Annotated in this window: 13 protein-coding genes; 6 read left to right on the top strand and 7 right to left on the bottom strand. The window is 67.3% G+C overall.

Annotated elements, in window-relative coordinates:
- Window positions 1-31 precede the first annotated feature (31 nt).
- Both AruCF_RS10705 and AruCF_RS10700 read right to left on the bottom strand, forming a co-directional pair.
- On the bottom strand, window positions 32-1,006 hold the full coding sequence (locus AruCF_RS10705; protein WP_144419117.1) for a siderophore ABC transporter substrate-binding protein: 975 nt from the start codon (window positions 1,004-1,006) through the stop codon (window positions 32-34).
- A 65-nt stretch (window positions 1,007-1,071) separates the two neighbouring features.
- Entirely contained in the window at window positions 1,072-3,093 is a 2,022-nt protein-coding gene (locus tag AruCF_RS10700; protein ID WP_049073215.1) for a ligand-gated channel protein, read from the bottom strand.
- Window positions 3,094-3,298: 205 nt separating this feature from the next.
- Between AruCF_RS10700 and AruCF_RS10695 the strand changes: the two genes are divergently transcribed.
- Window positions 3,299-4,012: a response regulator transcription factor gene (locus tag AruCF_RS10695; RefSeq protein ID WP_063570041.1), complete on the top strand. Its 714-nt coding sequence runs from the start codon at window positions 3,299-3,301 to the stop codon at window positions 4,010-4,012.
- Window positions 4,012-5,409 (top strand): sensor histidine kinase, encoded by a 1,398-nt coding sequence (locus AruCF_RS10690; protein WP_049073213.1) that lies wholly within the window; start codon window positions 4,012-4,014, stop codon window positions 5,407-5,409. Before AruCF_RS10695 ends, AruCF_RS10690 begins: the two co-directional genes overlap by 1 nt.
- Before the next feature lie 282 nt (window positions 5,410-5,691).
- On the opposite strand, the gene AruCF_RS10685 is transcribed toward AruCF_RS10690, so the two are convergent.
- The 3 genes from AruCF_RS10685 to AruCF_RS10675 form a co-directional block, all read right to left on the bottom strand.
- Complete coding sequence (locus AruCF_RS10685) at window positions 5,692-6,507, bottom strand: TatD family hydrolase (RefSeq protein ID WP_049073212.1); 816 nt, start codon at window positions 6,505-6,507, stop codon at window positions 5,692-5,694.
- Between the two features lie 71 nt (window positions 6,508-6,578).
- The gene (locus tag AruCF_RS10680) at window positions 6,579-7,268 is read right to left on the bottom strand and encodes an ABC transporter ATP-binding protein (RefSeq protein WP_049073211.1); all 690 of its coding nucleotides are present in this window, start codon (window positions 7,266-7,268) and stop codon (window positions 6,579-6,581) included.
- Window positions 7,261-8,493 carry a lipoprotein-releasing ABC transporter permease subunit gene (locus AruCF_RS10675; protein ID WP_231891605.1) on the bottom strand — a complete coding sequence of 411 codons (1,233 nt, stop codon included), beginning with the start codon at window positions 8,491-8,493 and terminating at the stop codon, window positions 7,261-7,263. The genes AruCF_RS10680 and AruCF_RS10675 overlap by 8 nt, the downstream gene beginning before the upstream one ends.
- A gap of 190 nt (window positions 8,494-8,683) precedes the next feature.
- On the opposite strand from AruCF_RS10675, the gene AruCF_RS10670 reads away from it, so the two are divergent.
- A complete protein-coding gene (locus AruCF_RS10670) occupies window positions 8,684-9,622 on the top strand; it encodes a hypothetical protein (RefSeq protein WP_049073209.1) in 939 nt (312 codons plus the stop codon).
- Window positions 9,604-11,304: a single-stranded-DNA-specific exonuclease RecJ gene (gene recJ / locus AruCF_RS10665; protein ID WP_049073208.1), complete on the top strand. Its 1,701-nt coding sequence runs from the start codon at window positions 9,604-9,606 to the stop codon at window positions 11,302-11,304. Before AruCF_RS10670 ends, recJ begins: the two co-directional genes overlap by 19 nt.
- Before the next feature lie 92 nt (window positions 11,305-11,396).
- Here recJ and AruCF_RS10660 read toward each other — a convergent pair whose 3' ends face one another.
- Window positions 11,397-17,078, bottom strand: coding sequence for an autotransporter outer membrane beta-barrel domain-containing protein (locus AruCF_RS10660; RefSeq protein ID WP_080977393.1), 5,682 nt, complete (start codon window positions 17,076-17,078; stop codon window positions 11,397-11,399).
- 264 nt (window positions 17,079-17,342) lie between these two features.
- On the bottom strand, window positions 17,343-18,653 hold the full coding sequence (locus tag AruCF_RS10655; RefSeq protein ID WP_049073206.1) for an MFS transporter: 1,311 nt from the start codon (window positions 18,651-18,653) through the stop codon (window positions 17,343-17,345).
- A gap of 296 nt (window positions 18,654-18,949) precedes the next feature.
- Here AruCF_RS10655 and prfB point away from each other — a divergent pair.
- Both prfB and AruCF_RS10645 read left to right on the top strand, forming a co-directional pair.
- Window positions 18,950-20,054 (top strand): peptide chain release factor 2 gene (gene prfB, locus AruCF_RS10650; RefSeq protein WP_100503574.1). Its coding sequence is split into 2 segments (ribosomal slippage): window positions 18,950-19,030 and window positions 19,032-20,054, totalling 1,104 coding nucleotides; the frame shifts between segments, so codons are not numbered across the junction.
- A 42-nt stretch (window positions 20,055-20,096) separates the two neighbouring features.
- Complete coding sequence (locus tag AruCF_RS10645) at window positions 20,097-20,852, top strand: SDR family oxidoreductase (protein WP_049073204.1); 756 nt, start codon at window positions 20,097-20,099, stop codon at window positions 20,850-20,852.
- Window positions 20,853-20,854: the final 2 nt, after the last annotated feature.

Here is a 20,854-nt window from a genome sequence, read left to right as displayed (position 1 = left end):
CGACTCCGACGCCATCCGATGGACCATGCGCTTACTTGGCGTCCGGCTTGGCGCCCGACAGCGCGCGGGCGATATCGTCCACGTTCTGCTGCATGGCGGTCAGGCCGGCACTGCCCAGCAGGTACCAGTTGTAGCCGTTCAGATAGACCACGCGCTGCTGCTTCCAGGCCTTGGTGGGGCGGATCAGGTCGTTGTCCAGCATCCGCTGGGCCGAGGTGCCCTCGCGGCCGATGGCGGCGTCGCGGTCGATCACGAACAGCCAGTCGGGATCGGTCTGGGCAATGAACTCGAACGAAATCGCCTGGCCGTGGTTCGACACGTTCAGGTCCTTGGCGGCGGGCGCGAAGCCGAACGCGTCATGAATGACGCCGAAGCGCGAGCCGGGACCATAGGCGCTCATCTTGCCGCCGGTGGTCAGCACGATCAGCGCGGTGCCTGCCTTGCCCGCCTGGCCATGCAGCGCCGTGATCGAGGCGCGCAGCGCGTCCAGCTTTTCCCTGGCCTGGGTCTGTTTGCCATAGATGGCGGCCAGCGTTTCGGTGTTGCGCGTGACGCTGCCGACCAGGTCCTTGGCGTCAACCGTCAGGTCGACCGTGGGCGCCAGTTTGGCCAACTCGTCGTACTTGGGCGCCGAACGGCCGGCCACGAAGATCACCTGCGGCTGGGCCGCGTGGATTACCTCGTAGTTGGGCTCGAACATGCTGCCGACCTTGAGATAGCGCTTGTCGGCGTACTGGGCGAGCTGCGGCGGCAGCTTGGCGGCGCTGGGCACGCCGGCCACGTCCACGCCCAGTGCGTGCAGGGTGTCGAGCACCGCCAGGTCCAGCACCACGGTCTTGGTCGGGTTGGACGGCACGGCGGTCTCGCCGCGCGCGTGCTTGACCGGCACGCTCCGGGCCGCGTCCTGGGCCAGGCTCGGGGCGCTGGCGGCGCCCAGGGCCATGGCCGTGGTGGCACACGCCAGCCAGCGGCCGGCGCGCCCTGCCAAGGTTTGCTTCATCGTCATGCTTGTCTCTCCAGGTTGCGGGAACGCCGCCAGGCGGCGGCGCGTCCCGGTTGTTGCGCGCGGGCTCAGAACTTCACGCCCACGCCCAGCCAATAACGGCGGCCGTCCTCGACGTAGCCGTAGTCGTCGTAGCCGACCTGCTTGTCGAACAGGTTGTAGATGCCGGCGTACACCGACACCTTCTTGTTGACGGCGTAGGAGCCGCCCAGGTCGACGAAGGTGTACGACGGCGCCACCAGCGAGGTCGAGGACGGGCCGGTGATCGGCTGGCTTTCCTTGCCGCGGTAGTTGACGCGGGCCCACGCTTCCAGCGCGTCGGAGGCCTGCCAGTTGACCGTGGTGGTGAACAGGTGCTTGGGCAGTTGGTTCAGCGGCTGGCCCTGGTACTGGCCGGACTTCTGTTCCGACTTGGTGAAGGTGTAGCTGCTGGTCAGCGACCAGTCGCGGCCCAGCGGCAGCTTCAGGTTGGCCTCGACGCCGCGCGACACCGCCTTGTCCACGTTCATGTAGGTGGTGGGGTTGGAGCCGAACTGGTTGGGGCCGTCGGTGCATTGCGATAGCGGGCAGGCAACGCGGGTGATCTTGTCCTTGAAGTTGTTGTTGAACAGGGTCAGGCCGGCATTGAAGCCCTCGCCGTCGTCATACAGCAGGCCGAGTTCCTGGGTCACCGACTTCTCGGGCGTCAGGTCGGGGTTGCCGTACATGTTGCCGCCGCGGCTGACCTGGCCCCAGCCGGCCACGGTCTGGCGCAGGTCGGGCGCGCGGAAACCGGTGGATACGCCGCCCTTCAGGGTCCAGCGCTCGGCCATGTGCCACACGCCGTACAGGCGCGGGCTGAAATGGCTGCCGAAGTTCTCGTCCTGGTCCATGCGCAGGCCGCCGGTCAGCGCGAAGCTTTCGACCAGGCGCCATTCGTCCTCGGCGAACAGCGCCCACTGGTAGCGCTCCACCTTGCTGGGACCGCCGGCGAGCTGGTTGCCGGTCTGGTCGGTCAGGCGCTGCGTCAGGTAGGTGCCGCCCAGGGTCAGCATGTGCGAACCCAGCGGCAGCGTCCAACTGGTCTGCAGGTCCAGGTTCTTGATCTTCATCTGGCGCGAGCGGTTGTCGAACTCTTCCTGCTGCACGTAGCTGTCGGACACGCCCCAGCCCCAGCGGCCGGTGTGCGACAGCGCCCATTTGTTGCTGCGGTAGTCGGTTTCCGACGAGGCCGGGCAACCCGTGCGCGCGCAGGCCACGCCCGGGGCCAGCGGGGCCACGGTCTTGCCCAGCGTGTTCTCGTATTTCTGGCGGCTGGACGTGGCTTCCAGCACGATGTCGTGGTCGCGGTTGGGTGTGAGCGCCAGCTTGGCCGTGATGTTGGTGGCGTTGCGCTTGCGGTAGCCGTCGACGATCCTGTCTTCGTCGCGCTGGGTCGCCTGGCCGTAGATCTGCAGGCCCAGCAGGTCATTCTTGATCGGGCCCGCCAGGTAGAAGTTGCCCTGGTAGATGTCGCCGGACCTGCTGCTTTCCTGGATGGTGGTGTCCATGCGGACTTCACCGCCCCACTCGTTGGGCACCTTGCGGGTGATGATGTTGATCACCCCGCCCATGGCGTCGGAACCATACAGCGACGACATCGGCCCGCGCACCACCTCGATGCGCTCGATGGCCGAGATCGGCGGCGTCCAACCGCCTTCGACGCCGCCGGAATCGGAGTTGGTGCGGGTTTCCCGCGAGTTCTGGCGCTTGCCATCGATCAGGATCAGCGTGTACTTGGGGCCCATGCCGCGCAGGCTGATGTCCTGGCGGTCGCCGCCGCCGGTGACCACCACGCCCGGCACTTCGACCAGCGCGTCGGTGACATCACGGTAGAACTTCTTTTCGAGATCCTGGCGCGTGATCACGCTGATCGAGGCCGGCGCGTCCTGGATCTGCTGCTCGTAGCCGCTGGCCGTCACCACCACGGTATCCAGCGTCCTGGCGTCAGCCGGCGGGGCCGATTGCGCCAAGACCGGATGACCGGCGGCAAGGCCGCTGGCGCACAAGGCGACAGCCAGGCCGGTACGCGGGCCGAATGCGCGGCGCGCGGCCAGATCGTTGCAGCTCATGATTTCAGACTCTCCCGTCCCGGAAGGGCCGCGCCCCGCGCGCCGCCCTGTCCGCTTCAATTTTTAATGAAAACTATTCTCATATTAGAATTGAGGCAAACCGTGAGCTGCAACACGCTTTCCGCAACTTTTACTTTCTTCGCACTTCTTGACACTTCTGCCGCCGGCGACCCGCTATGCTGCCGTGGCAACAGCACCCAAGCGCATGCCCATACCCACCCCCATGGCCACACGCCGCATCCTGTTGATCGACGACGACGTCGACCTGGCATTGATGCTGCGCGAGTACCTAGAGCCCGGCCACATCGAACTGACCCTGGCGCACAACAGCGCCCAAGGTCTGCCACTTGCAATGCAAGATTGCTTCGATCTGGTGCTGCTCGACCTGATGCTGCCGGACGGCAGCGGCCTCGATCTGCTGCGCCATCTGCGCCGCCACTCGCGCCGCCCCGTCATCATGTTCACCGCCCACGGCGGCGAAACCGACAGGGTGCTGGGACTCGAACTGGGCGCGGACGACTACCTGGCCAAGCCCTTCGGTCCGCGCGAACTCAAGGCCCGCATCGGCGCCGTGCTGCGCCGCTTCGAGGAAAAGCCCGCCCCCTCCCCGCCCGAGCTGAACGTCGGCGCGCTATCGCTGGACGCCGCCAGCGGCCTCGCCCGCCTGGGCGAGCAGGAAGTGCTGCTGACCGGCGCCGAACAGCGCATCCTCGAAATCCTGATGCGCGCCCCCGGCCAGGTAGTGCCACGCGAACAGATCAGCCTGTACGCGCTGGGCCGCGCCGCCGAACGCTACGACCGCAGCATCGACACCCACATCAGCAGCCTGCGCAAGAAACTGCAGCTGGACCAGGCCGCCGACGCGCCCGCCATCCGCAACCTGCGCGGACTGGGCTACGTGCTGGCCGGCGCGGCCTGATGCGCTGGCTGCCCGTCCGCTCCCTGTTCTGGCGCGCCTTCCTGACCTTCTGGGGCGCGATGGCCGTCATCACGGTCTGCGGCATGATGCTGACCGCCGCGGTGGCCTGGTACCGCGTCGATTCGCTCGACGGCCTGAACCCCGGCAACCTCACTCGCGACGCAGCCCAGATCGCCCGCGGCGAAGGCGCTGACGGCCTGCGGCGCTGGGTCGAGGCCATGGATGCGCGCTATTCGGCGCTCAAGATTTATATCGTCGACACGCACGACCGCGACATCCTCGGCCGCCGATTGCCGACCCGCCTGGACGACTGGCTCGCGGCCTTCCGCGCCGCGCCCGATCCGGGCCTGATCGCCGCCTCCATCGACGTCCCCGCCGATCCGGCCGCGGTGCGCGTGTCATGGTGGGATCCGCAATTGCTGACATTGCCGGATAACCGTGAACTGCTGATGCTGTTCCTGCCGTTCGACTCCTCGCACTGGGAAGTGCTGGGACTGACGCCGGTGGCGCTGGGCCTGCTGCTGTTCGCGCTGGCCATCACCGCCCCCTTCTGCTGGGCGCTGACGCGCCACGTGGCCGCGCCGCTGGAGCAAATGCGCGGCGCCGCGCGCGCCCTGGCCGCCGGCCGGCTGGACACCCGCACCCCCGACGCGCTGTCGCGGCGCCAGGACGAACTGGGCCTGCTGGCGCGCGACTTCGACGCCATGGCCAGCCGCCTGCAAGCGCTGGTCGATACGCGCGAGCAACTGCTGCGCAACATCGCCCACGAACTGCGCTCGCCGTTGGCGCGGCTGCGCCTGGGCGTGGAACTGGCGCGCCGCAAGGACGAGCGCCAGGACCTGCAGCTGGACCGCATGGAACGCGAATGCGAGCGCCTGGACGGCCTGGTGGGCAGCACCCTGCGGCTGGCGCGCATGGGCGCCCTGCCCCTGCCCACCGAAACGCTGGACCTGGCGGACGTGGTCGACGACGTGGTGCAGGATGCGCGCTTCGAGGCCGGCGAACGCCAGATCGCCATCGGCTGGCACCGTCCGCCGCCGCTGCGCATCGCGGCCGACCGCGACAGCCTGGCCAGCGCCATCGAAAACACCCTGCGCAACGCCCTGCGTTTCGCGCCGGCGGGCGGCGCGATCCAGGTGCGCCTGCTGGCCGACGCCGGCGAAGCCTGCCTGGAAATCGAGGACAACGGGCCCGGCGTGCCGGAAAAGGAACTGGCCTACCTGTTCGAGCCGTTCTACCAGGGCGCTCCGGCCGCCGGCACGCCCCACGGCGGCGCCGGGCTGGGCCTGAGCATCGCGCGGGCCGCCGTGGCGGCCCACAAGGGTCGCATTTCGGCGCGCAACGTCGCGCCGCGCGGGCTGAGCGTGCGCATCGAACTGCCGCGCATGGCCGCCTGACCCGCGCGGCGCTTCGCCAGTCGCCGGGAATCCGTCGTCAGGAATCGGTCGTCGGGGACCCGTCGTCGGTGATCGGTCGTCGGTGGTCGGTCGCCGGTGATCAGTCGTCGGTGATCAGTCGCCGGTGATCGGTCGTCGGTGATCTGCCGCCCCGGATCAGACGTCGGCGAGCAGTCGCCGTTGAGCAATCGCCAGGGATCAGGCGTCGCGGATCAAGCGCCAATGATCAGTGGTCAATGAGCAGTCGCCCGGCATAGGGCGTCGGTGAGCAGTCGCCCGGCATCAGTCGTCGGCCAGGATCGCGGCCGACAGCCGCGGCAACACCCGCAGCGCATTGGCCGTGGTCGCCTGCGCCACCTGCGCCGGCGTGATACCGCGCAGTCCGGCCAGCACCTGGGCGATGCGGGCCAGCTCGCCAGGCCGGTTGCGCCGCTGCGGCGGATGCAGCCAGGCCGGGGGGATATCCGGCGCGTCGGTCTCCAGCACCAGGTGGCGCAGGTCGACGTCGGTGGCGTGGCGGCGGATCTGCAATGCCCGCTCGTAGGTCATGGCCCCGCCCAGCCCCAGCGCGAAGCCTTGCTCGACAAAGGCCTGGGCCTGCTGGGCGCTGCCATTGAAGGCATGCGCGATGCCGCCGATACGCTCGTGGCGCCGCAGGTACTTCAGCAGGATGTCCTGCGACTTGCGCACATGCAGCAGCACCGGCAGCTTGAATTCCGCCGCCATGGCCAGTTGGGCGGCGTAGAAACGTTCCTGCCGCGCGCGCGGCTCGCCCGAGGCGATTTCCGGCACGAAGAAATCCAGCCCGATCTCGCCAATGGCGACGAAACGCGGATCGCCCAGCGACTGCCGGATGGCGTCGCGCAGGGCGTCCAGATCGGCATCGTCGGCGCGCTGCACATAAAGAGGATGGATGCCCAGCGCGTAGGCGCCGCCGGCCACCTGCCCGGCAAGCTCCCGCACGACGGCAAAATTGGCCCGTTCAACGGCGGGGATGACGATGGCCTGGACGCCGGCTTCAAGCGCGTGTCCGATGACCTCGCTACGATCGGTATCGAACTCGGCGGCGTCCAGGTGGCAATGGGTGTCGATCAGCATGGGCGCGGCCTCCTTGCCCGGGTTTCCTGCACAATCATCGCGCCGCCCGGCCCACGGACCGGCCGAGGGCGTCAGCCCGAGACCAGCCGGCCGTTTTCCATCAGCAGCTGGCGGTCGGCGCGCGCCGCCAGCTCGGGATCGTGGGTCACGATCGCAAATGCCGTGCCCGACTCGCGGTTGACGCGGGTCAACAGTTCGAACATGTTATGCGCGGTGTGGCGGTCCAGGTTGCCGGTGGGTTCGTCGGCCAGCACGCACACCGGCCGCGTCACCAGCGCGCGCGCCAGCGCCACGCGCTGGCGTTCGCCGCCCGACAGCTGGCCCGGGTAATGGCCTTCGCGCGCCGCCAGGCCGACCAGGCCCAGCACCTCGCGCGCCGCTTCGCGGGCCTTGTCGCGGTTCTCGCGGCGCACGATCAGCGGCATGGCGACGTTGTCCAGCGCCGAGAATTCCGGCAGCAGGTGGTGGAACTGGTAGACGAAGCCCAGGCTGCGGTTGCGCACCTGGCTCTTCCTGGCCTCGGACAGCCCCACGGCCAACTGACCGTCGACCGACACCGAACCGCTGGTGGGCACGTCCAGCAGCCCCAGGATATGCAGCAGCGTGCTCTTGCCGGAACCGGACGCGCCGACGATGGCGACCATCTCGCCGCGCGCCACGCTCAGGCTGACATTGCTCAGCACCTCGATGCGGGCCGGCCCCTCGTCGTAGACCTTGACGAGGTTGTCGGCCTGCAGCGCCGGAGACAGGGAATCAATCATGGCGCAGCACCTGTGCGGGTTGCAGGCGCGAAGCGCGCCAGCTGGGATACAAGGTCGCCAGCAGCGACAGCACCAGGGACGTTACGCCGATGGTCACGATGTCGCCCACCTGCGGGTCGGACGGCAAGGCGCTGATGAAATAGATCTCGCGCGGCAGGAAATGCACGCCCAGCAGACGCTCGATGAACGGCACGATCACGTCAACGTTGTAGGCGATCAGGATGCCTCCCGCCACGCCCAGCAGCGTGCCGATGACGCCGATCAGCGCGCCCTGCACCAGGAAGATGCGCGCCACTTCGCCCGGCCCCGCGCCCAGCGTGCGCAGGATGGCGATGTCCGATTGCTTGTCCTTGACCGCCATCACCAGCGACGACAGCAGGTTGAACGCGGCCACCGCGACGATCAGCGCCAGGATCAGGAACATCATGCGCTTTTCGGTCTGCACGGCGGCGAACCAGGTGCGGTTGTTGCGCGACCAGTCGCTCGCCATGACGTACGGCGGCAGCACGTTGCGCAGCTCGGCCGCCACCTCGGGCGCCTTCTGCATGTCGGCGATGCGCAGGCGCACGCCGGCGGTGCCGCTCTCGCGGAAGACCTTGGCGGCATCGTCGTTGTCGACGAAGGCCAGCGAGGAATCGTATTCGTAGTGGCCCGACGAGAACACGCCGACCACGGTGAACTGGCGCATGCGCGGCGCGAAGCCGGCCGGGCTGATGGAGCCCTGCGGCGCCAGCATCAGCAAGGTGTCGCCCACCTTCACGCCCATGCCGTCGGCCAGCTCGTTGCCCAGCACCACGCCGAAGCCGCCCGGCTTCAGGTCGGTCAGCTTGCCCGCCACCATCTGCCGCGGCAGGTCCGAGACGTTGCCTTCGGTGGCCGGGTCGATGCCCCGCACCTGGACCCCGCGCAGGGCCTGGCCGCGCACCAGCATGCCCTGAGCCGCCACGAACGGCGCGCCGGCCTTGACCTCGGGGTTGCGCTTGGCGGCGTCGGCGAACTGCTGCCACTGCTCCAGCACCCGCTCGGGCGCGGCGCCCGGGATGTAGAGCTCGATGTGCGGCAGCACCGACAGCATGCGGTCACGGACCTCTTTCTGGAAACCGTTCATGACCGACAGCACCACGATCAGGGCGGCGACGCCCAGCGCGATGCCTGCCATGGAACTGGCGGCGATGAAAGAGATGAAGCGATCGCGGCGGCCGCGTCGCTGGCGGATGCGGGCCAGCCCGGCATAGCGGGCGCCGATCCAGAGTTCGTAGGGTATTTTCAGCACGAGCGCATTATGGCATTAACCAGCCGCAAAACCGTCCCCGGAATGCGGGAATGGAAGACAAGCCGTGACAAGCTATGGCAGCCGGGGCCGGGCTTAGTTCCCGGCCTGGGTCCGGGTCCGGCCAGCGACTACAATCCCGGCCATGCTGATCGTCATCCCGGGCGCCTTGCCCACCCTTCCCGTCGCCGCAGAACTGGCCAAGCTGCTGCCCGAGCGCGCGCCCACGCTGCACCGCTGGCTGCAGGCCGGCAGCGCCCGGGTCCAGGCCCACGACATCCGTACCCAGGGCTGTACCGCATTCGAAGCCTGGCAACTGCGCCGGGCCGGCTACGCCACGGAACCCGGCCTGCTGCCGGGCGCCGGACTGGGCCCGCTGCTGGCCGGCGGCCAGGCCGGCGACGGCCCCGTCTGGCTGGCCGAACTGGTCCACCTGGCCCTGGGCACCGACCAGGCCACCCTGCTCGACCCGGCCCAGATGGACCTGCGCGACGCCGAAAGCGCCGCGCTGCTGGAGACCGCCCGCCCGCTGTTCGAAGACACCGGCTTCGCCGTCGAACCGTTGACGGCCGCCCGCTGGCGCCTGCGCCTGCCGGACGGCCTGCGGCCCCAGACCGCCAGCCCGCTGGCGGTGGCGGGCCAGCGCCTGAACGACTGGTGGCGCCAGGATGCCGAAACCCGGCCCTGGCGTCGGCTGCTCAACGAGATCCAGATGTCCTGGCACGAGCATCCCGCCAACGAATCGCGCGCCGCGCGCGGCCTGCCGCCCGTCAACGCCCTGTGGCTGTATGGCGGCGGCAAGCCGTGGGCCATGCGCCCGGCCGGCCCGGAACAGGTCATGACTGAACTGGATGCCCCGCAACGCGCCGGCGACTGGGCCGCCTGGCTCGATGCCCTGGCCGCGCTAGAGCAGCGCCTGCAAGCGCTGGCCGGCCCCAAGGGCCTGCCGGACCAGCCCGCCGAGCTGCTGCTGCTGGGCGACGATCGCAGCGCCACCCTCACCCTGAAACCGCGCGGGGGCCTGCTCGGCTTGCTGCCCGCGCCCAAGAAAAACTGGAGCGCCTGGTGGTCTCACCCCGCTTAACCGTCCGCCGCGCCGACCTCGCCGCCTGCCACGCCTTGGAAGCCTCGGGCATCCACCCGCTGCTGGCGCGCCTGTGGGCCGCGCGCGGCGTCACCCATCCCGACCAGACCAAGCTGGCCTGGCCCGCCCTGCTGCCGCCGGCCGGCCTGACGCATTCGGCGCACGCCGCCGGCGTGCTGGCCGACGCCATCCAGGCCGGCAAGAAACTGCTGATCGTGGCCGACTACGACTGCGACGGCGCCACCGCCTGCGCCGTCGGCCTGCGCGCCCTGTCGGCCATGGGCGCCGACGTCGACTTCCTGGTGCCGAACCGCTTCGAGACCGGCTACGGCCTGTCGCCCGCCGTGGTCGAGCTGGCCTGCCGCCATCGCGCCGGCAAGCCCGACATCATCATCACCGTGGACAACGGCATCGCCAGCGTCGACGGCGTGGCCGCGGCCAACGCCGCCGGCATCGGCGTGGTGATCACCGACCACCACCTGCCCGGCGACACGCTGCCGGACGCCCTGGCCATCGTCAACCCGAACCAACCGGGCTGCGGCTTCCCGTCCAAGAACCTGGCCGGCGTCGGCGTCATCTTCTACATGATGCTGGCGCTGCGCGCGGAGCTGCGCCGCCGCGGCGTCTACGCCCCCGATGGCGGGCCGCGCCTGGACGCGCTGTCCGACCTGGTGGCGCTGGGCACCGTGGCCGACGTGGTCAAGCTCGATGCCAACAACCGCCTGCTCGTGACGCAGGGGCTGCAGCGCATGCGCAGCGGCCGCCTGCAGCCCGGCCTGCGCGCCCTGTTCGCCGTGGCGGGCCGCGAGCCGCGCGCCGCCAACGGCTTCGACCTGGGCTTCGCGCTGGGCCCGCGCATCAACGCCGCCGGCCGCCTGGCAGACATGAGCCTGGGCATCGCCTGCCTGACCACCGACGACGAGGCCCAGGCGCTGGAGATGGCGCGCGAGCTGGACAACATCAACCGCGAGCGCCGCACCATCGAGGCCGAGATGCGCGAGCAGGCGCTGGCCGCCATGGAGGCGCCCGACGCCGCGCCCGGCGCCACGGTGTGCGTGTTCGACCCGGGCTGGCATCAGGGCGTGGTCGGCCTGGTGGCCTCGCGCCTGAAAGAGAAATTCTGGCGCCCCACCCTGGCCTTCGCGCCGGCCGGCGACGACGAGATCCGCGGCTCGGGCCGTTCGATCCCCGACGTGCACCTGCGCGACGTGCTGGACCTGGTGTCCAAGCGCCACCCCAACCTGATCCGCAAGTTCGGCGGCCACGCCATGGCGGCCGGCCTGACGCTGGGCTGCCAGGATTTCCCGGCCTTCGCCCCCGCCTTCGATGCCGCCGTGCGCGAACTGACCGGACGCGACAGCTTCGAGCCGGTCATCGAGACCGACGGCTCGCTCGAATCCGGGTACGCCAACGCCGAAGTCGCCGGCCTGCTGCAGCAGCAGGTCTGGGGCGCGGGTTTTGCCGCGCCTTTGTTCCTGGACGAGTTCGTGGTGCGCAACCAGCGCCTGGTCGGCGAAAAGCACCTGAAACTGTCGCTCGAACGCGGCCAGCAGCGCTTCGACGCCATCTGGTTCGGCCACGACCAGTCCTTGCCCGAACGCATCCAGGCGGCCTACCGGCTGGAGCAGAACGTGTGGAACGGGATGGTGTCGGTGCAGTTGGTGATTGAACACGCCGGGTGAGGTTGCCCCGCCCGGCGCCCGCCGCCGCGCGGACTGGCTGTGTCCCCTCGCAGCCATGAGGATGCGCCCTGGCTGGGCGCATCCTTCCCGGCTCAGAACCGGTACTTCAGGCTCAGGCCGCCCTGGGTGTCGCGATAGCCGTGGTCGCCCTGTTGATGGGTGACGTTGGCTGACAGCGCGAGGTTGTCGCTCAGGTTGCCCGAAACGCCGATCCTGGCTTCGCCGACGTTTTCCGCGCCCAGAATCCAGTTGCGATTGGCGCCCATCGCGACCCCATACTTGTTGGTGTTGTGCAACCAGTTCAATTCGAGCGCGGTTTCGACCTGGCCGGCAAGGCTGGCGCCAGCGGCGGCCGATTTGCTGACCATGGCCAGGCGAGCCCCGAGGCGCGTCTGGATGTTGCCATCGCCTTCGCCCTTGACCACGGTCGGGCCCGCGTCCTGCTGCACGAAAGTCCTGGCCTTGACGCCGCCATACATGATCTGCGCCTGGGGCCGCACGCTCAAGCGGTGTTCGCGGCCGCCGCCATTGCCGAACGACGCCATGTCGATGGCATAGCCGGCCTCGATCGAGGCGGTCACACCCTCGGCCTTGTACTTCTCCTTGAGGCCGCTGCCTTGAGCGCTGTTGTTGAAGTCGTTGTAAAGCAGCCAACCATCGACGTAGGCGCCGCGATGGCTTTGGCCGTCCTGGTACCAGGTGCCATACACGCCGGCGCTATAGCCGTCCACCTGGCCACGGGCGTTGCCGGTGGCGGCGTTGCGGGTCTTGCTGCGTTGCTGGCCATGGCCCGCCATGATGCCGAAACGCCATGCATCCCGGCCGTTGATACTGCCGGCGATGATCGAGCCCCCCAATTGCAGCAGGCTGCGGTCGGCACTGAAGCGGTTTTCACCGTCGAACATCATGCCGTGCGTGGTTCCCCCGGCAACCCGGGCCCACACCCGGCCGCGCGCGCCGGTGACCGGGTCCACGGATTCGCCGCTTTCGCGATCGCTCAAGCTGGTGTTGAACAGCGTGTTCGCCGCAAGCAGGTTGCTGGCATAGGCGCCGAACAAGGGGCTGACGTTATGATCGCGGATGTCGTCGGAGCCCGGTGACGCTTGCTTGGCGCTGGTCAGATACCAGATGCCGTTGGCTTTATTCTCGCTGTTTTCCTTGCTGTTGAGCGAATAGACATACCCGCCCGCGGTGACGTCGTTGGCAAGCACGAAGGTATCGGTGCCGCTCGCGCCCCCGGCGACGGTGATAAGGGTGATGCCGTCCACGGTTTGACCACCCGCGCCGCCTTCATTTTCGACGGTCACCAGGGTCTTGCCGCTGGCCACGCCTTGAATGATGAGCTGGTCGGCGGGGCTGCTGTCGTCGCCCAGCACCGCGCCCAGCGTCACCGCGCTGCCGTCCCTGCCTTCCCAATCGCCATCGATGGTAAAGGTCTGGAGGGCGCACGTGTCGCAGTTCTTGAGGTTGAGCGTGCCGCTGTTGAGGAACTTGCCCCGCACGCCGTCGGTGCCGAGTTTAAGGGTGACCGGCGTGGATACCGGCTTCCCGTTGGCTTGAACGTCGTTGAATACCAGGGTCCCCTGGTTCTCGATCCCGGCGAAGTTCTGGTTCGTCGCCCCCAGATTGAGCCTGGCGCCCGGCCGGATGGTCACATTGCTGGTCTTGGCAATTGCGTTGGCGACCGCGGTCTTGAGCGTGCCCGCCTCGACGGTGGTGGCGCCGGTGTAGGTGCTGGCGGCCGCCAGCTCCAGCGTGCCCGCGCCCTTTTTGGTCAGGGTCTTGCCGTCCCACTTGAAATCGTTGGTGGTCGCGTCAACCCCCGCCACATCGGCCAGCGCCGTCGCCAGTTTGAACGCGCCGTTTTCGGCGATGGTGAAGTTGCCGCTCGATTTGTTCTTGTCGTCCTCATTCCAACGGAGCTTGTAGCTGAGCTCCAGCTTCTTGGCGTCGCCCGTCGCGACCTGGAGACGAGGCGTCAGGTAATCGATCTCGGTCGCGCGCGCATCGAAGACGGTGACGCTGGGCGTGCCGTTGAGATGAATGCCGTTGGTGTCGTTGCCGGCCGGCCCCGTGGCTGGCAGGGTCAGGATCACCTGGGGCGTGTCCAGCGCTTCGCTGCTGGCAGGCGGATGGGCGTCGGTCAGCTTGATGGGGTCGCCAGCGGCGATATTCAGGTTTCCATCTTCATTGATGTAATCCTTCAGGTTGTCGGCGCCAAGCGCCTCCCCTGTCGTGAGGGTGAGCGGCTTTGTTGACGGAATCGTCGAAATGAACGTGTCCGCCAAGCTGCTCAGCACCCAAATGCCCTCGTTGATCTTGCCCGTTGCGTCCTTCCTGCCTTGCCGGAGCTTGTAGACGAAGCCGCCCGCGGTGACCGGGCTGTCCAGCACGAAGGCATTGGCCAGGCTGCTGCCGGTGGTGATGAGGGTGATACCGCCATCGGCGGTGGTTTCGCCCCCCGCGCCGCCGACATTGCGGACCTTGACCCGGGTGGTGCCGGTGGCCGCGCCAGTGATGTCGACTTTGTCGGTGATGCTGTCGTCGCCGGCCAGCATGGCGGTCAGGGAAATCAAGCTGCCGGCGCCGCCGACCCAATCGCCCTGGACCTGGAAGGTCTTGCCAACGGTGCCGTCGCCGGTGTCGAGTTCGAGCGTGCCTGCATTGCTGACGTTGCCGGTCAGGCTCATCGGGCTGGCGCCCTGCGTGCCCTCGCCCCTGTCGTTGAACGCGATGATGCCGCGATTGGTGATGGTGCCGGGAGTGTTGCCGCCCACGGATTGCGCATAGCCGCCCAGGTTGAGCCTGGCCCCCTCCGCAATCGTCAGATTGGCGCTGCTGGCAAAGGCATTTTCGGCGCCGGCTTTCAGTTCGCCCTGGTTGATGATCGTGTCGCCGGTGTAGCGGTTGCGGGCTGCCAATACCAGCGTACCCGCGCCGTTCTTGGTCAGGGTCTTGCCATCCCAGGGCGTGGCGCTGATGGTGTTCGCGCCCGCGTCGGCCAGCGCCGCGCCAAGCGCGAAGCTGCCGCTGCCAACGGTGAAGGTGCCGTGCGCCTGATCGGCCGTTTCGTTCCAGCTGAGTTTGTAGCCGGCTTGCAGGGTCTTGCCGTCCTGCGATTTGGAGACATTGGCCGTCAAGTAGTCGGGCTGCGCCGCGCCATTGAGGGTGACCTTGGGCAAATCGCCCTTGATGGCGCCGGTGACGCTTGCGATCCCGACGCCGCTTTTCTCTGCCTCGGTGATGCCGGGCATCGTCATGTCGAGGGTCACGCCCTCGGCGAAGATCATGTCTCCCTCTGCATTGACGGCGTACTTCGCCTTCTCTTCGGCGGTCAGCTCCCTGGAGAAATCGAACGGCAGCGTGGTGCCCGCCGCGATCGTGGGAAGGGTGACATTGTCAAGGTCCGGCTGCGGGGCTGCAGGCGGGACTTCCTGCGACCCGGGAACAGGTGGGGCGGCCGAAGGCACATCGCCATCCTCATCCTTGGCGCTGCTCAGATACCAGACTTTCTGGTTGGCCGAATCGGCCTTGTTCAGGAGCGAATAGACCAGGCCGTTGGCAGTGAGGGGGCCGGCGCTCAAGGTGAAGGCGCCGCTCGCGCTATCTTCGCCAGCGGTGATCAGGGTGATGCCGTTTGTGGTGCCGGTCGTCCCCGCGCCATTGATATTGCGCACCTGGACTTTGGTGGAGCCGGTGGCGGCGCCCGTGATTTCGACTTTGTCGGTGACACTGGCGTCGCCGTTGCCGAGGGCGGCGGCCAATTTGATCAGGCTGTCGGCACTGCCAGTCCAATTGCCAATGATCCGCAACGTCTTGCCAACGGTATCGTCGCCGTTGTCGAGATCGAGCGTGCCGGCATTGATCAGGTTACCGGTCAGGCTCACCGAATTTGTGCCCGCCTTGCCGGCATTCAGGCTGTTGAACAGGATGCTGCCGTTGTTGGTGATGACCCTGTCTTCGCTCCCGGCCTGGGAGAATCCGCCAAGGTCCAACGTGGCACTTGGGCCAATCGTCAGCTCGCTGCTTTTTGCAAACGCGTCCGCGATCCCGGTCTTCAGCACGCCCCCGTAGATCGTGGTGGCGCCGGTGTAAAGGTTCGCCGCCGTCAACTGCAACACGCCCGGGCCGGCTTTGGTCAGGCTCTTGCCATCCCATTTGTTGGAGGCCGGAAGGTCCTTGATGTCGCTCAGCGCCGCGCCCAGGGTAAAGTCGCCGCCTTCGGCAATCGTGAAGGTACCGTGTGCCTTGGCGGGGTCTTCGAGCCAACTGAGCTTGTAGGAGGCCTGGTAGCCGATGGGATGGGCCGGTATCACAGGCAGGAGCGGGAGCATCCCGCCGAATGTATCCTGCTTATCGACCTCCTCTTGGGTCCGCTCCCCGCCCATTGCAATGCCGGATGCGAACGTCAGGTAATCAACCGGCGAGGTGTCGGTGACGACAATGCCGCCGACGGCGGTCTTGGCGAAATCGCCCTCGACGAAGACTTCCGATTCGACTTGATCCTGGGTAACAAACAGCAACTGATCGGTCGCGCTGCCATCGGTGATACCGGCCAGGTTGAACGTCGTGCCGGTTCTACTGATGGTGGCCTTGCTGTTATTGAGGATAAGCCGCAGACTTTCCGGACTGCTGGATTTCGTGCCGTCGCCTTTGAGCGTGCTGCGGGCAATGACAGAGAAGTTGCTGCCATCCTTGAAGACCAGGTCGCCGATCCGGGTCAAGCCCTTTCCCGACACCATCAGCGTAGCGCCCTCGCCAATGGCGAGTTGCGGCATGCGCATGCGATTTATCACGGCAGCCGAATCGTCGGCGGGAAACAAGGTGGCCGCCAGCTTACTGCGCTGTGGCCCTTGCTTGATGTCGGCGAAACCTGTTTGGTACGTTCCATTCAAATCAATCCACTCTGCCGCATTATTCAAGATATGCAGCGAACTGCTGGATGAGCCGACAGGCGCATCCAGCACCACGCTGCCGTTGATGGTGGATCCTCGCTCAAGCATGAGCAGGTTGTTGCCGCCGGTGAAGTGGAGAGCCTCCCCATAGCGGCCATGGACCCCGCTTTCCTGGGCCTCGCCTCCTGCCGTACCAATGCCCTGCCGCCCAAAACCGGGCGTTCCAGCGCTGATTGATCCTGCGGGCGTGGCATCGGTAAACACAATGTCCAGGTCGCTGCCCACAATGGCGGCACCGCCATCGCCACCATTGCCGCCCTTCACCGGCGAAGCGCCTCCCTCGACAGCGCCGCGGCCATTCATGCCATGGCTGCCTGCGCCGCCCCTGACTGAACCGCCACCAATGACGATCCGAAGATTGCTGCCATGAATGGCGTCTGCGCCGCGGGCGCCATTTTCGCCAGCCTTGACGGCCGCGTTCCCCGCCGCGCCACCGACCAGCGGGCCGTTTACCCGCACCACGTTATTGCCGCGCAGCGAACCGTCTTGCGTGGTGAAGACATACGCCGTCTCGCCATCGGTCGCGGACGCATAGGGCAGCCCGGCACCACTGCCGTTGCTGCCATTCAGTCCGGGGGGCTGCGCCGCCAAGAACGGCGTGTTGTCCTTGGTCAGCAGGATGTTCTGCGTGGCGGCACGGTTCGCGGGCGTTTCCCCTGGCACTTCCGCCGCATGCACGCCCGCCGCCTGTCCCGAGAGCGCCAGGGCGACGTAGAGGGCAGTGGTGGTTTTGCGGGGAATGAAACGCCTGGAGCCGGTGTGACTCCGGGTGGACCGGGTCGGTGGGCGGAAAACGGCGCGCGAGGAAGCAGGGGTCATGATCGTTTTGAACTCCGCGGCCGCTGCGGTCAGAATGACCGCGGCCGGGCCGCAAAATTGCCGGAGGAAAATGTGTTAATGAGAATGATTCATTAACGCAATACGCCTCGGCATTTTCGGCACAAAACGGGCGGAAAGTTTCGCTGTCGCCTCGAAGCCAGACCAAATGACGCTCGGCGCCGTAAAAGAAAACGGGCGCATCCTTGCGGATGCGCCCGTTTCGCTCGCGGCCCCATCAAGCGGCGGCCCGCGCGCGCGGCTACGCTACTTGTTGACCAGCCTGGCCGGCTGCGCCAGCGCCACCAGCGCGCCGACCACCAGGCACGCCGACAGCATGTACAGGCCGGTGTTGGTGGTGCCGGTCATGTCCTTGAGCCAACCCACCAGGTAGGGGCTGACGAAGCCCGCCAGGTTGCCTACCGAGTTGATCAGCGCGATCCCGGCCGCGGCGGCGGTGCCGCCCAACAGCGCGGTCGGCAGGCTCCAGAACAGCGGCAGCACCGTGCAGATGCCGATGTTGGCCACCGTCAGCGCCAGGATGGCCAGCACCGTGTTGCCGCTCCAGACCGCCGAGAACAGCAGCCCCAGCGCCCCGAACAGCGCCGGGATCGCCACGTGCCAGCGGCGCTCGCGGTTGCGGTCGGAGTTGCGCGCGATCAGGATCATGCCGATCACCGCGAACAGGTTCGGCACGGCCGTCAACAGCCCGATCGCCAGCGGGCTTTGCACGCCGGTGCTCTTGATCAGCGTCGGCATCCAGAATCCCACCCCGTACAGGCCCATCACGAAGGAGAAGTAGATCAGCGCCATGGCCCAAACGCGCGGGCGCGCCAGCGCGGCGCGGATCGGCGGGTCCTCCTTGTGCTGCTCCTCGGCCGCGATGTTGCGGATCAGCACCGCCTTCTCGCTCGCGGTCAGCCACTTGGCCTTGTTGATGCGGTCATCCAGGTAGATCAGCACCAGCACGCCGATGATCACGGAAGGAATGCCTTCCAGCAGGAACAGCCATTGCCAGCCCGACAGGCCATGGTCGCCGTGGAACGTATTCATGATCCAGCCGGAGATCGGGCCGCCGATCAGCCCGGACATGGGCACCGCGGTCATGAAGAAAGTGGTGATGCGCCCGCGCCGGGCGGCCGGATACCAGTAGGTCAGATAGAGGATGATGCCCGGGAAGAAACCCGCCTCGGCCGCGCCCAGCAGGAAGCGAAGGAAATAGAACATGTGCACGCTGGTCACGAACATCATGCAGGCCGAGATGATGCCCCAGGTGATCATGATGCGCGCGATCCACACCCGCGCGCCGACTTTGTGGAGAATGATGTTGCTGGGAATCTCGAACAGGAAATAGCCGATGAAGAATATCCCCGCGCCCAACCCGTACACCGTCTCGCTGAACTGGAGTTCCTGCAGCATCTGCAGCTTGGCGAAGCCCACGTTGACGCGGTCCAGGTAGGCCACGACATAGCAGACGACCAACAGCGGCACCAGCCGCCACCCCACTTTGCGGTAGATCCGGTCCTCCTCAGCCGCCGGGATCGCCGGCGAGACCCCGGGGGCCATAGTGTGTTCCATCAACGTCTCCTCCTCTCACGGGAAAGGCCGGCTGTTTGCCGGCGCCTTGCCGGTCCCGCGCCCCCAGCGGGGACATATGGGCCGGCAGACCAAGCCTAGAACCCCATAGTTGACAAAAAACTGAACAAATATGCGCTCTGCGCGCAAACCCCTAGAACGAACCGACGGAATCGGGCGGCTCCTTGCCGGGACGGTTTTTGCCGTCATCCGTCCCCCCGGTGGCCCGGCCGGCCCCACGGGCCGGCGTCTTACACGGTAAAATGCCCGGTTTCGCACAAAAGTCATCAGGAATCATCATGGAAGCCGAACGTCAGAACCAGCTCGCAGCCCGCCTCGCCGACTACGCGGAGCGCGAACAGGCTCTACGGAGGTATCTTTGACTACGATGCCAAAACCGAACGCCTGCAGGTCGTAAACGCCGAGCTCGAAGACCCGGCGGTCTGGAACGACCCCAAGCACGCCCAGGATCTGGGCCGTGAAAAGAAATCCCTCGAGGACGTGGTCGAGACCCTCGCCGCGCTCGGCACGGGCCTGGCCGACGCCAACGAACTGTTCGAACTGGCCGCCGCCGACAACGACGACGCCACCCTCGAATCCATCGAGCAGGACGCCAATGGCTTCCAGGAAAAGCTGGAAAGCCTGGAGTTCCGCCGCATGTTCTCGAACCCGGCCGATCCCCTGAACTGCTTCCTGGACATCCAGGCCGGCGCGGGCGGCACGGAAGCGCAGGACTGGGCCTCGATGCTGCTGCGCCAGTACCTCAAGTACGCCGAGCGCAAGGGCTTCAAGGCCGAAGTGCTGGAAGAATCCGAGGGCGAAGTGGCCGGCATCAAGTCCGCCACCATCAAGCTCGAGGGCGAGTACGCCTTCGGCTACCTGCGCACGGAAACCGGCGTGCACCGCCTGGTGCGCAAGAGCCCGTTCGACTCGTCGGGCGGGCGCCACACCTCGTTCGCCAGCGTGTTCGTCTACCCCGAGGTCGACGATTCCTTCGAAGTCGAAGTGAACCCGGCCGACCTGCGCGTGGACACCTACCGCGCCTCGGGCGCGGGCGGCCAGCACATCAACAAGACCGACTCGGCCGTGCGCCTGACGCACATCCCGACCGGGATCGTGGTGCAGTGCCAGAACGACCGCTCGCAGCACCGCAACCGCGCCGAAGCGATGCAGATGCTCAAGTCCAAGCTGTACGAACTGGAAATGCGCAACCGCATGGCCGAGCAGCAGAAACTGGAAGACTCCAAGACCGACGTGGGTTGGGGCCACCAGATCCGCTCGTATGTGCTGGACCAGAGCCGCATCAAGGACCTGCGCACCAACGTCGAAATCTCCAACACGCAGAAAGTGCTGGACGGCGACCTGGATCCCTTCATCCAGGCCAGCCTCAAGCAAGGCGTGTAAGTTCCGCGATACTTCCGTCCACCGTCCCCCGAGGGTTCACGCATGTCCGACACCATCGCAATTCTCACCGGCGCGTCGCGCGGCATCGGCGCCGCCATGGCGCGCGGCCTGGCCAAACCGGGCACCCGCCTGATCACCCTGGCGCGCCGCGAAGACCCCGAGCTGGCCGCCTACGCCCGCTCGCAGGACGCGCAGCTTGAACAGGTGTCCGTGGACCTCTCGGACCTGGCCGCGGCGGAAGCGGCCGCGCGCCGCATCTGCGACACGCTGCCGCGCGACGCCCGCCGCTACCTGCTGATCAACAACGCCGGCACCGTGCACCCCGTGTCCGGCACCGACGCGCTGATCGACGGTCCGGCGATTGCCGCCGCCTTCAACCTGAACGTCACGGCCGTGATGCTGCTGACCGCGCGCTTCCTGGCCGCGGTCGAAGATCTCCAGGCCGACCGCCGCGTGCTCAACATCTCGTCCGGCGCCGGCCGCAACCCCAACGCCGGCTGGGGCGTGTACTGCGCCACCAAGGCCGCGCTCGACATGTACTCGCGCGTGGTCAAGCAGGAACAGGGCGAGAACGGCGCGCGCGTCGTCTCGCTGGCCCCCGGCATCGTCGACACCGACATGCAGGCCGCCATCCGTTCCAGCGATCCCAAGAGCTTCCCGGCGCTGGCCAAGTTCCAGGACTTCCACGCCACCGGCAAGCTGTCTTCGCCCGCCAACGTGGCCTCCCGCATCCTCGCCTACCTGGATCGCGACGATTTCGGCGCCACCGAAATCGACGACATCCGCAATTACGACTGATC

The organism is Achromobacter ruhlandii, assembly GCF_002082135.1.
GTDB classification, from domain to species: domain Bacteria; phylum Pseudomonadota; class Gammaproteobacteria; order Burkholderiales; family Burkholderiaceae_B; genus Achromobacter; species Achromobacter ruhlandii.
The sequence above is the reverse complement of the archived record's forward strand: the minus strand, read 5'-3'. Positions and strand labels throughout refer to the sequence as shown.